Origin of the sequence: Caballeronia sp. GAWG1-1 (genome assembly GCF_023631465.1) — a bacterium.
Classification (GTDB): domain Bacteria; phylum Pseudomonadota; class Gammaproteobacteria; order Burkholderiales; family Burkholderiaceae; genus Caballeronia.
On record NZ_JALQDB010000028.1, the window covers coordinates 195,449 to 207,553 of the forward strand.

Below are 12,105 nucleotides of genomic sequence, written 5' to 3' on the forward strand. Positions count from 1 at the left end.
ACGGTTTCGTCGATGCCGGGCGTCCCTCATGCGTCTGCAACGCGCGTTCCCGAGTCTCGTCGCATTATTCCGTCGCCTGCCGAGCCGCGCTCATCGGGCGATTGCCACGCGCATCGCGCACGAGAAACCCGCTGAAGCAAGCGCAGACGAGGAGCGCGACGGATATGCCCGCCGACCAGCGCACCGCATCGACGATCTGCGCCGTTGCCGCGCCGCCTTCGCCATGTCCCGCGAGCGCGCCGAATGCCGCCACGCCGATTGCGCCCGCCGCCTGCCGCGCCGTATTCAATACTGCGGACGCCGTGCCCGCGCGCTCCTGACCGACCGTGCCGAGAAGCGCGGTGGTCATTGCCGGAACCGCGACGCCCATGCCGGTTGGAATCAGGAGGAACGGCACGATGAGCGCGAGCGTGGGCGTGTGGGCATCGACGAAAACGAGCGCCGCGAAACCGGCGGCGTCGATAAGCGCGCCGGCGATCATCGGCGCACGCGAGCCGAAACGCGCGACGACCGGTCCGCTCGCCAGATTCGACAGCAGAAAGCCGCCCGTCAGCGGCAGAAAAGCGAGACCGGTCTGCAAGGGCGTATGTCCGAGCACGCGCTGCAAGTACAGACTCAGCACGAACACCATCCCATAGTAGGTAAGATTCACGCCGATACCGAACACCACCGCCGCGCTGAAGGTGCGCTCCTTGAAGAGCGCGAGCGGAAGCATCGGCGAGCGTGTGCGGCCTTCGATCACGACGAACGACGCGCCCGCCAGCAACGCCAGCGCAACCCCGCCGAGCACTAGCGGATGCGTGAGTCCGAGCGGCCGCATCTCGATGACCGCGCCGACGAGCGCCGTGAGCGCGATCACGGCAAGCGCCTGACCGGGCAGGTCGATACCGCGCGCGCCACGACCGCTTCCAGGTTGCGCGGGTGTTTCGCGGACCCACGCGAGCGTCGCCGCTATGCCCGCCGCACAGATCGGCACGTTGACCCAGAAGATGCTGCGCCAGCCGAACGCCGCGATCAGCACACCGCCGACGATCGGCCCGGCCGCGATCGAAATCGAGCCCGCAGCCGTCCACAGACCCACCGCGCGCGCCCGCAAACGCGGATCGTGACCGCAGGCTGCGTTAAGCAGCGCGAGCGAATTGGGCAGCATCGCCGCCGCGCCGATTCCTTGCAGCGCGCGGGCCGCGATCAACTGCGGGGCATCGCGCGAGAACGCGCAGGCGAGCGACGCCAGCGCGAACAAGGCGAGCCCGCCCGCAAACAGCCGCCGCGCGCCGATGCGATCGCCGAGCGAGCCGGCGGAAAGCATCAGCGCGGAAAAGGCGAGCGCGTAGCTGTCGATGGTCCATTGCAGACTCGCGACGTTCGCGTGCAGGTCGTGACCGATGCTCGCCAGCGCCACATTGACGATGGATACATCGAGTTGCGAGACGACGAAGCCGACGCTGGTGGCGGCAACGATGAGCACGTGACGCGCGCTCAGGCGCGCCGTTTTGGGATCGAGATCGAGGTTCGAGTTCATGCCCTCAATGCTAGACGCGGCGCACGCTCGATGTTTCAGGCACGGGTGAAACGTGGCGTTCAAGGCGAAAAAAGCGCACTCACGGGGAGTGCGCGTTGCGTGATCGGATCAGGCCCGCCGTTCAGGCCTCGACCGCCGCTTCCCGGATAAACAGCGTAGTCACCGCGCCCACCGCGCACAGCGCGCAGACGTAGATCACGGGTGCCATCGGACTGGATTTCATCATCAGCGAAACGACGATCGGCGTGAGTCCGCCGAAAACGGCATATGCGACGTTGTACGAAAACGAGATGCCCGAAAAGCGAATGGCGGGCGGAAACGCTTTCACCATGACGAACGGAATTGCGCCGATCACGCCAACCGTGAAGCCCGCGCACGCGTACCACGGCAAGAGCACGGAAGTATCGAGCGAAACTTGCCGGAACAGCAGGTAATACGACACGCCGAGCGCAATCGCGCCGATGAAAATCGTCCTGCCCGCGCCGATGCGCCCCGCAATCGCGCCCGCCAGCACGCAACCGATGGTCAAGAACAGCGTCGCCACGCAATTGGCCGCGAGCACGGTCGCCGGCGCGATGTGGAATTGCTTCTGCAGAAGCGACGGCGTCATCAGAATGACCACGACGATAGCCGCGGAAAGCATCCACGTGAGCAGCATCGACACGATCACGGCGCGGCCATGATCGCGCAGCACGGCTTTGAGCGGAATCTCGGCGGCAAGCGACTTGCGCTTTTGCAGTTCGGCGAACACGGGCGTTTCATGCAGCCAGCGTCGCAGATACACCGAGCACAGCCCGAACAATCCGCCGAGCAGGAACGGCAGACGCCACGCGAAGTCCGCGACCTGCGCCGGCACGAAGCTCTTGTTGATCGCGGTCGCGACCAGCGAACCGAGCAGAATGCCGGCCGTCAGTCCCGCCGTGAGCGTGCCGCACGCGTAGCCGACATGACGACTCGGCACGTGCTCCGACACGAAAACCCACGCGCCAGGCACTTCGCCGCCGACGGCCGCGCCTTGCATCACGCGAAAGAGGAGCAGCAGAACGGGCGCCATCATGCCAATCGAAGCGTAAGTGGGCAGCAGGCCCATCAGGAGCGTCGGCACCGACATCAGCAGCACGGAGAGCGTGAACATACGTTTGCGGCCGAGCAGATCGCCGAAATGCGCCATGACGATACCGCCCAGCGGCCGGGCAAGATAACCCGCCGCGAAGATGCCGAAAGTCTGCACTTGCCGCAGCCAGTCAGGAATCGTGGCGGGAAAGAACAGCTGGCCGATCACGGGCGCGAAGAACACGAAAATGATGAAGTCGTAGAACTCGAGAGCGCCGCCAAGTGCGGCGAGGGTGAGCGTTTTATAGTCGCCGCGCGTGAGACGGCGGCCCGCGGCGCTCGTGGTGTCCGAGGCGCCGGGCAGAGGTGTTGCGTGCATCGAAAAAAGAACCCGTAAATGAAAAGAGCCGCGCACGTGTCGGGACGTGCCGCGCAAGAAGAGGCGTTGTCCTGCGGCTTTTCAAGACGCGCCGGGTGAGCGCGAATCAAGGACCGGATGATGAGCCCGACGGACGCATTGTCGTATCGCGCCCGGCGGCCGCGCTGCGCGAACGACTCGGAGTCGCGCGGCAGCGTTCCTTTGCGAGACATCGGTAAGAGCTCGCAAACGGGGACGTTCAAGCCAGACGCGCGATGTTACAGGATGAAAGGCCACCTCCGGCAGAACGGCCGATCTATTTTCGAGATGGTTGTGCATGCGACACGGTGTCGAAATCGTCACATGCGTTGACAAATTCGGATGAGTCCGATGGGAAAGGGAAACGGGTCTGCCCAGAATGCCGCCTGTATTTAACCGTCTCAGTCTGTAACGAGACGTCCTGCGGTGCCCGTTCGACAAGGCATCTGCTTATTGCCCCTCAGACTCATCAGGCCAGACCCTATGCGCGTCGCCGTTTTGCAAACCGACCCAAGTTATAGAAATCTCATCAGCGACGTCGTCAAGCGGCTTGGTCACGCGTGCGTGACCTTTGGCGACGGCCTTCAGTTGTCCAAGGCGCTCTCGCGTTCCACGGTCGATCTGCTCATTCTCGACTGGAATTCATCCGGTCTGTGCGGTCTCGACCTGCTCAAATCCGTGCGCTCCAGTTTCGGCGAGCGCGTGCCGGTCATGTTCGCCACGCCCGACGGCGCCGAACACAACGTCGTTTGCGCGTTGACGGCAGGCGCGGACGATTACGTCGTTTATCCGGTGCGCCCGGGCGAATTCGGCGCGCGCATCGAAGCGCTGATCCGCCGGGCGTATCCAACCACGTCGAGCGCTTGCCTCGAAGTCGGGCCGTATCGCTTCGACTCGCGTCAGCAAGCCGTCACGGTGCGCGGCCGTCCGGTGCAGTTGAGCGGCACGCAATTCCGCCTCGCCCAGTTGTTCTTCTCGAATATCGGTCGCGTGCTGTCGCGCGATCATATTTTCGCGATGGTCTGGGGTCGCGAGTTCCGCGAAACCACGCGCACTATCGACAGTCACGTGTCGCGTCTGCGTCTGGCGCTGGAAATCGAGCCGGTCAATCACTTCCGACTGCAGCCGGTGTACAAGAGCGGTTATCGCCTGTTGCATCTGTATGGCGATGGCGAGGAAACCGGCGACGAGCGCGTCGAACCCGAGCATGCCCGTATTGCTGCTTAAGAGCACCAAGTAAAAATGCCGTCGCGAGACGGCATTTTTGCGTTTGCCTTGAAAGACTCACGCTTTCACATAATGGATTTCGTCGCGAGACGGCATCGCTGTGATCGGCGAAATCAGAACCGCGGCAGTTCAGGCCGCGTTTCGATACTTTGCCGGATCAGCGCTTCGATCTCCTTGCGTTCGTCGCCGGCAAGCGGAAGTCGCGGCGGGCGTACCGGCTCCGTGCCAAGGCCGACGATCGTTTCCGCGAGTTTGATGTTCTGCACGAGCTTGTGCGACACGTCGAGCGCGAGCAGTGGCGCGAACCAGCGGTAAATCGCGCGCGCTTCCTCCATGCGTCCCGCCTGCAAAAGCTTGTAGATCGCCACGGTCTCGCGCGGAAACGCGCACACGAGGCCAGCCACCCAACCGTGCGCGCCCATCAGCATGGCTTCCATCGCCAGATTGTCGACGCCGCAAAAGAGCGCATAACGGTCGCCGACTTCGTTGATCAGGTCGGTGATGCGCCGTACGTCGCCGCTGGATTCCTTGATCGCCGCGAATTTGCTGTCTTCGGCCAGTTCCGCGAACATGCGCGGCGTGACATCGACGCCATACGCGAGCGGATTGTTGTAGACCATGATCGGCAGCGGACTTGCATCCGCGACCATGCGGAAATGGTTGAGCGTCTCGCGCCGATCCGACATATAACGCAGACCCGGCAGCACCATGTAGCCCTTCGCGCCCCGGCTCGCCGCGCGCGCCGCCTGGCGGCAGCCGTCGAGCGTGCTGTTTTCCGCGATGGTCAGCAGTACCGGCACGCGTTCGCGCGCCGCGTCCACGGCGATATCGAGCACGTCGAGCTTTTCGTCGAGCGAAAGCGTCGAAGCTTCGCCGAGCGAGCCGCACACGATGATGCCGTCCACGCCAGCCTCGATCTGCGTTTCGATGTTCTTCTTCGTCCACGCGCGGTCTATGCTGAAATCGGCGTTGAACTTGGTGGTGACGGCGGGCATCACGCCTTCCCAGATATGCGACACGGCGGCTCTCCGAAAATGTTTGAACGCTGTGCAGTTTAAGCACGGCAAAACAAGGCGTCTTGCGCGTTTCGCGCGCGGCGCGTGCCGATTTCGGCACAGCGCGCGCGGGCTCCGGCGAGCGTCATCGGGCGAGTACGGGTTATGCCGATATCGTCATCGAAATCGCGTAGCCGCTCCAAGACGCCTGCCGCGCGCATTTTTAGGATAGGCGGCATGAAAACCATCGACATCATCGATTCGCATACGGGCGGCGAGCCGACCCGCCTCGTCACCGCGGGCGGTCCGGACTTGGGCGACGGCACACTCGCGCAACGGCTGGAGACGTTTCGCACGCGTTTCGACGACTGGCGCCGCGCCATCGTCACCGAGCCGCGCGGCTCCGACGTCATGGTCGGCGCGCTTCTCTGCGCGCCCGACGACCCCACCGCGACTGCGGGCGTCGTCTTCTTCAACAACGTCGGCTATCTCGGCATGTGCGGGCACGGGACCATCGGGCTCGTGGCGTCGCTGGCGCATGCGGGACGGATAGCGGCGGGGCGGCATCGTATCGATACGCCCGTCGGTCCCGTCGATGCCACGCTCAATCCGAACGGCAGCGTCAGCGTGCGCAATGTGCCGGCATACCGGCATCGGCGCGCGGTGACGGTGGATGTGCCCGGCTACGGTCCGCTCACGGGCGATGTCGCGTGGGGCGGCAACTGGTTTTTCCTAGTCGCGGACCACGGACGCACGCTCGACGGCGCGCGTATCGCGGAGTTGACGGCATTTTCCGATGCGATTCGCGAAGCGCTGCAGGCGCAGGGCATAACGGGCGCGGCGGGAGCGTACATCGACCATATCGAACTGTTCGCGGATTCGCCTTCGACGGGCATCGACAGCCGCAGCTTCGTGCTGTGCCCAGGCAGCGCGTACGACCGGTCGCCGTGCGGCACCGGCACGAGCGCGAAGCTCGCGTGTCTCGCGGCGGACGGATTGCTCGCGCCGGGCGAAATCTGGCGGCAGGAAAGCGTCATCGGCAGCGTGTTCGAGGCGAGTTACGAGCACGCGCAAGGCGAGATCGTGCCGACGATCACCGGCTTTGCGCACGTCATGGGCGAAGGGCGGCTCGTGTTCGACGAGCGCGATCCGTTCGCGCGCGGCATTCCGGCGAGCGTTGCCGCGTGACGCACATGTCGGCGGATGTGATCGTCGTCGGCGCGGGCATCGTCGGCGCGGCGTGCGCGGCGGAACTGGCTGCGCGCGGGCTTGTGGTCGATGTCGTGGATGCGCGGGGTATTGGCGGCGGCGCGACGGCGGCGGGCATGGGGCATATAGTCGTGATGAACGATTCCGCCGCCGAATTCGCGCTGACCCGCGCGTCGCGCGACTTGTGGCTGGAGCTCGCGCCGCACTTGCGCGAACGCGACGCCTTCGTGCGATGCGGCACCGTCTGGGCCGCCGAAGACGACGAGGAACTCGACGCGGCGCAAACCATGCGCGATGCCTTCGCGGCAGGCGGCGTGCGCGCGCATTTGCTCGATGCGACCGGCTTGCGCGAGGCGGAGCCATCGCTGAGTCACGCGCTGCGAGGCGGCGTTCTCGTCGATGACGACGCCATCGTCTATGCGCCTGCAGCCGCGCAATGGCTGCTGACGCGCTCCGAAGGCGCCGCGCGCATTCGCGTCGTCACCGGCTGCGCGGTCGCTGGCGTCGCCGCGACCGACAGCGCCGCGAGCATCACGCTTCGCGGCGGCGAACGGCGTCACGCGGCGCATGTGGTCGTCGCCAACGGGATCGCGGCGGCGGAGTTGGTCGATGGCGTGTCACTCGAAGCCAAGAAGGGACATCTGCTGATCACGGATCGTTATCCGGGCACGATCGGGCATCAGGTGGCGGAACTCGGGTATATCAAGAGCGCGCATCACGCGCGCGGCGTGTCGGTGGCGTTCAACGCGCAGCCGCGGCCGACGGGACAGATTTTGATCGGCTCTTCGCGGCAGTTCGGCAATGTCGATCCGGCCATCGATGCCCGCGTGCTCGCGCTCATGCTCAGACGCGCGTCGCGGTTTTTGCCGGGCATCGGCGCGCTCAACGCGATTCGCGCGTGGACCGGTTTGCGCGCGGCGACGCCGGACGGCATGCCGCTGATCGGCCCGGCGCGGTATGCGGGCGATCGGTTGTGGCTTGCGGCCGGGCATGAAGGGCTGGGCGTCACGACTTCGCTAGGCACTGCCGCGTTGCTGGCGGATCAGATTCTCGGCGCGATGCAAGCGCCTTACGCGGCTGCGTTTTCGCCGCAGCGGTTTGCGCGGGAGCCGGTCGATGGTTGAAATTGCGCGCTTGCCGCTTGCGTGGCCGCTTTGGCTTCGCAAGCTCGCAAGCAGGAATGCCTCGACGATTGCTGCCGGGCGTATCGCAAGCGACGGCGAAGCGCCGGGTCCGCTCGCGCTCTTACAAGATCATCCAGATGGCTGAAACCGTCCGCATCTTCATCGACGGTGAAGCGCTCGACGTCGCCGCTTTCACCACCATCGCCGCCGCGCTCGCGATGCGCTCGATCGCAGGCACGCGCCGCTCCGTTTCGGGCGAGCCGCGCGCCGCGCTCTGCGGAATGGGCGTCTGCCAGGAGTGCCGCGTCGTCGTGGCGGGCCGCGCGCATGTGCTCGGCTGTCAGACGTTGTGTGACGAAGGCCTCGTCATCCAGACGATGGCGACGCCGCGATGACGCCCGAAATGTTCGATCTCGCGATCGTCGGCGCGGGGCCGGCGGGGCTTGCGGCGGCGCAGGAAGCCGCGCGCGCGGGCGCGCGGGTCGCGCTCATCGACGATAACCCGCGTCCCGGCGGTCAGATCTGGCGGCAGGGTCCGCAGGCAGCGCTCGCCGATCCACTTCGTCACTGGCTCGCCGATACCGCCACGCGCCCGAATCTCGCACGCTTGAGCGCGACCAAAGTGGCCGCCGTCTCCGGCGACAAGCGGCTCTTGCTGGAGCAGCAGACGGTATCGCTCGAAATCGCCTGGTCGAAGCTGATTCTCGCGACCGGCGCGCGCGAGCGTCTGTTGCCGTTCGAGGGCTGGACGTTGCCCGGCGTCACGGGCGCGGGCGGCTTGCAGGCGCTCATCAAGAGCGGGATGCCGGTGCGCGGGCAGCGCGTCGTGGTGGCGGGAAGCGGTCCGCTACTGCTCGCCGCCGCCGATACCGCGCGCCGTCACGGCGCCGAAGTTCTCGCGGTCATCGAGCAGGCGCGTTTTGGGCGCATCGCGCGTTTTGTCGCGTCACTTGCGGCGACGCCCGCGAAGCTCGCGCAGGCCATGGCGCTTGGAACGGCTGGCTATCGGACGGGCGGTGTCGTCGTGAAGGCGCACGGGCGTGAGCGCGTCGAAGCCGTCACGATCCGCACTGGCAGTCGGGAGCAAATCATCGAAGCGGATCGCATCGCGTGCGGTTACGGGCTCGTGCCGAATACGACGCTCGCGCAGGCGCTAGGCTGCGCATTCGCCGATACCGCCGCCCTTTGCGTCGACGACACTCAGCGCACTTCGCTCGATGCGGTGTTCGCCGCCGGAGAATGCACGGGCATCGGCGGCATGGAACTGGCGCGCGTCGAAGGATTGATTGCGGCGCGCGCGGCGCTGGGGCTCGCCATCGACATGCGTCTCGTGCGCGAACGCGGGCGCTGGCGTGCGTTTGCCGGGCGCGTCGAGCGCGCTTTCGAGCTGGGTGCCGCCGCACGCACGCCGCCATCCGCCGACACGCTCATATGCCGCTGCGAGGACGTGCGCTTTGGCGACGTCGCGGCGCATGCCAATTGGCGCGATGCGAAGCTGCAGACGCGCTGCGGCATGGGCGCGTGCCAGGGACGCATTTGCGGCGAGGCGGCGGCGGTGTATTTCGGCTGGGAACGCCCGATGACGCGTCCACCGTTCGCGCCGGTTCGCATCGATACATTGATGGCGGAACTCGACGAAGGCGCGGTGGATTGAGATCTTGGCGGCCGATGAACCGCGTACTAGCGTGATGAAGCCGTGCCGCGATACGCTTCACGCCGACGCCAACGCCAACTTCAAGAACCGACGCCCGCTCACGCATGAGCCGCCATGCGAGACAGACGCCACGCTCAATTTTGTCCTGATGCACGCGCTCCTATAATCACCCGCATCGCGTTCAAAGTCAGCCCAACCGAAAACGCATGCCAACCTCGCCCGGCCTTCCCGATGAAGAACCCGCAGCCGATGCCTCGCCTGCATCGACGCTCGGCGCCATGCTCGCGCACTTCGCGCTGCTCGCGCCGGTGTTCGACGCGATGCCCGACATCGTATTCTTCGTGAAAGATCGCCACGCGCGCTACGCGATGGTCAACCGCACGCTTGCGCGCCGCTGCGGCCACAAGGACGACAAGTCCGCGCTGCTCGGCCGAACCGCCGAGGACGTTTTTCCGAGCCGCTTCGGGCGCATCTATACGGCGCAGGATCAGGCGATCATCGCGCAGGGCACTCAGCTCATCGATCAACTCGAACTGCATCTGTATCCCGGCCGCGAGCCCGGCTGGTGCATGACCTGCAAACAGCCGCTGCACGATGCGACGGGCAAAATCGTGGGTCTCGCGGGTATTTCGCGCGATCTGCAAGCGGCTGAAGGCACGCATCCGGCCTATAGCCGGCTTGCGGCGGTCGTGCAGCACATCCAGGAAAATTTCGTGCAGCCGCTCAACATGCGGCAACTCGCGCAGATGGCGAACATGTCGATTGCGCAGCTCGAACGATATTTCCACAAGGTCTTTCACCTAACACCGCGACAGGTGTTGCTGAAGACCCGGCTCGATGCCGCCACCGCACTGCTTGTCTCAAACGACAACAAGGTGACGGACGTGGCAGCGTTATGCGGCTACACCGATCACAGCGCCTTTACGCGGCAGTTCAAGGCGACGGTCGGAATTACGCCGACGGAATATCGCGCGCTCTTACAGACATCGCAGGCGCCGCAGCCGTTGTCCACGCGCCCCGATTCCGCCGCGAACCTAAATGTCTGACGAGAAATCGGGGCATGGCTGCGGTTTTAATTACACGGTCGTGCGGCTTTACCGGCCGGTGCGCCACTAAAAAAACGCTGAAAGCGCCGCCAGTCAAGGGTCTGCGGGCGACGCCGCAGACCGGTCCGGTTCTTGCTCGATTTCGGTGCGCCGAGACCGGCATTACCCCCGTTGTCCCGGCGCGAGACATACTGCGCGGCATTCCGCACCGGTGCACGCGCAGCATAGAACACGGTGCGTTCGGAATTCCCGCCGCGTTTTCTTGTCAACGTATGCTTGGTGCGCGCAGTCGACGCAAGGTTGCCCAGGCAGTCAGGAGCGGCGAGCCGTGGAGACCGTGCGCGAGAATTCCGTTTTAGGTAGTCGAAAAGAACATCATGAACGAAGTAGCAAGACTGGGGCACACGCGGATCGTGCTGGTCGAAGACGATCCCGAAAGCAGGGCATCACTGCAAATTTTGCTTGAAGAAGAAGGCGCCGATGTGATCGCCGTAGCCGACGCCGAAGACGGCGCGGAAGCCGCGATCCGGAATCTTCCCGATGCGGTGATATGCGATCTCGACCTTCCCGGAATGGACGGTTTCTACCTCGTGCAACGTTTGCGCGACCATGAAATACGGGGCAATCTCCCGCCTTCCGTGGCCATCGCGCTGACGGGACACGACGGCGACGAATACCGATTACGAAGTATCGGCGAAGGATTCCAGCATTTCATGACGAAGCCCGCGCATCCCGATGAACTGGTGGCGCTGATTCAAGACGCGCTGTCGGCACGTGTGGTGACTTGACTTCGCGTTTGTCTTGCGCGAGCGGCGTCGGCTGCAAGCGCAAGACAGCGGGAAAGGGCAGGCGATAAGCGGCTACGAGCGGTCGCGATTGCGGGCGCGCGTTGCGCCGGTAATGACGGCGATGCCGAGCAGGATGACGGCTACGATGGCGATCGTATGTTGCGACACGTGCATGGCAACGAGCCCCCACGCTACGCCGCCGATGAAAATCCGCCAGCCCACCAGATAAATGATCAGCGTCACGGTTTCTCCTGTTGTCCCTGTGTGCGTGTGAAAGAGATGCGCCCTCGGGCGCGCGGACATTATCCTTCGACGTATGCTCGCGTGGTGTCAGCTTGCAAGTCGCATACCAACGCTCACGATAACAATACGAGGCAACAGCGTGCTCACCGTCCATCACCTCAACAACTCCCGCTCGCAACGCGTCCTCTGGATGCTCGAAGAACTCGGCGTCCCGTATGAGCTGAAGCGTTACGAGCGCGATCGCAACACCATGCTCGCGCCGCCCGAATTACGCGCCGTGCATCCGCTCGGCAAGTCGCCGGTCATCACGGATGGCGCGCAGACCATTGCGGAATCGGGCGCCATCCTCGAGTATCTCGTCGATCGCTACGGCGAAGGGCGTTTCTCGCCGCCGCATGGCGCATCGCCGGAACGCGTGCGCTTCAACTACTGGATGCATTACGCCGAAGGCTCGGCCATGCCGCCGTTGCTGCTCAAACTCGTGGCCTTGCGCATCGGCAGCGCGAAGATGCCGTTCTTCGTGAAGCCGATCGGCCGCCGGATCGCGCAGACCATGCAGACCAGTTTCATCGATCCGCAATTGAAGCTGCACTTCGGTTATATCGAAAGCGAACTCGCAAAGTCCGAATGGTTCGCGGGCGACACCTTCAGCGCCGCCGACGTGCAAATGAGCTTTCCACTCGAAGCCGGCAGTCAGCGCGCGGGCGCGAAGAGCTTGCCGCATGTGCGCGCGTTTCTCGAACGCATTCACGCGCGGCCTGCATATCAGCGTGCGCTCGAGCGCGGCGGCCGTTACGATCTCGCGGGATAGCGTCGGATAGCGCCCAACGCTTCGGCGCGCGCCGTT

General features: G+C 64.8%; 12 protein-coding genes. 8 read left to right on the forward strand and 4 right to left on the reverse strand.

Annotated elements, in window-relative coordinates; genetic code table 11:
• Positions 1–64 precede the first annotated feature (64 nt).
• Together NCT03_RS17235 and NCT03_RS17240 are read right to left on the reverse strand one after the other, a co-directional pair.
• Positions 65–1,522 carry an MFS transporter gene (locus tag NCT03_RS17235; protein ID WP_250493249.1) on the reverse strand — a complete coding sequence of 486 codons (1,458 nt, stop codon included), beginning with the start codon at positions 1,520–1,522 and terminating at the stop codon, positions 65–67.
• 121 nt (positions 1,523–1,643) lie between these two features.
• Entirely contained in the window at positions 1,644–2,954 is a 1,311-nt protein-coding gene (locus tag NCT03_RS17240) for an MFS transporter (RefSeq protein ID WP_250493250.1), read from the reverse strand.
• Between the two features lie 501 nt (positions 2,955–3,455).
• Here NCT03_RS17240 and NCT03_RS17245 point away from each other — a divergent pair.
• Positions 3,456–4,199 (forward strand): response regulator transcription factor, encoded by a 744-nt coding sequence (locus tag NCT03_RS17245; RefSeq protein WP_250466750.1) that lies wholly within the window; start codon positions 3,456–3,458, stop codon positions 4,197–4,199.
• A gap of 113 nt (positions 4,200–4,312) precedes the next feature.
• On the opposite strand, the gene NCT03_RS17250 is transcribed toward NCT03_RS17245, so the two are convergent.
• Entirely contained in the window at positions 4,313–5,218 is a 906-nt protein-coding gene (locus NCT03_RS17250; RefSeq protein WP_250493251.1) for a dihydrodipicolinate synthase family protein, read from the reverse strand.
• A 213-nt stretch (positions 5,219–5,431) separates the two neighbouring features.
• On the opposite strand from NCT03_RS17250, the gene NCT03_RS17255 reads away from it, so the two are divergent.
• From NCT03_RS17255 to NCT03_RS17280, 6 genes are all read left to right on the forward strand, one after another.
• Complete coding sequence (locus NCT03_RS17255) at positions 5,432–6,382, forward strand: 4-hydroxyproline epimerase (RefSeq protein ID WP_284503317.1); 951 nt, start codon at positions 5,432–5,434, stop codon at positions 6,380–6,382.
• Between the two features lie 5 nt (positions 6,383–6,387).
• A complete protein-coding gene (locus tag NCT03_RS17260; RefSeq protein ID WP_250493353.1) occupies positions 6,388–7,527 on the forward strand; it encodes an NAD(P)/FAD-dependent oxidoreductase in 1,140 nt (379 codons plus the stop codon).
• A 137-nt stretch (positions 7,528–7,664) separates the two neighbouring features.
• Positions 7,665–7,922, forward strand: coding sequence for a 2Fe-2S iron-sulfur cluster-binding protein (locus NCT03_RS17265; protein WP_250493354.1), 258 nt, complete (start codon positions 7,665–7,667; stop codon positions 7,920–7,922).
• The gene (locus NCT03_RS17270) at positions 7,919–9,181 is read left to right on the forward strand and encodes an NAD(P)/FAD-dependent oxidoreductase (protein ID WP_250493252.1); all 1,263 of its coding nucleotides are present in this window, start codon (positions 7,919–7,921) and stop codon (positions 9,179–9,181) included. Before NCT03_RS17265 ends, NCT03_RS17270 begins: the two co-directional genes overlap by 4 nt.
• 206 nt (positions 9,182–9,387) lie before the next feature.
• Entirely contained in the window at positions 9,388–10,227 is an 840-nt protein-coding gene (locus NCT03_RS17275; RefSeq protein ID WP_250493253.1) for an AraC family transcriptional regulator, read from the forward strand.
• Positions 10,228–10,604: 377 nt separating this feature from the next.
• Positions 10,605–11,015 (forward strand): response regulator, encoded by a 411-nt coding sequence (locus tag NCT03_RS17280; protein WP_244828431.1) that lies wholly within the window; start codon positions 10,605–10,607, stop codon positions 11,013–11,015.
• 72 nt (positions 11,016–11,087) lie between these two features.
• On the opposite strand, the gene NCT03_RS17285 is transcribed toward NCT03_RS17280, so the two are convergent.
• Positions 11,088–11,258 carry a hypothetical protein gene (locus NCT03_RS17285; RefSeq protein WP_250493254.1) on the reverse strand — a complete coding sequence of 57 codons (171 nt, stop codon included), beginning with the start codon at positions 11,256–11,258 and terminating at the stop codon, positions 11,088–11,090.
• Positions 11,259–11,397: 139 nt separating this feature from the next.
• Here NCT03_RS17285 and NCT03_RS17290 point away from each other — a divergent pair, with 139 nt between their 5' ends.
• Entirely contained in the window at positions 11,398–12,069 is a 672-nt protein-coding gene (locus NCT03_RS17290; RefSeq protein WP_250466759.1) for a glutathione S-transferase family protein, read from the forward strand.
• Positions 12,070–12,105 lie beyond the last annotated feature (36 nt).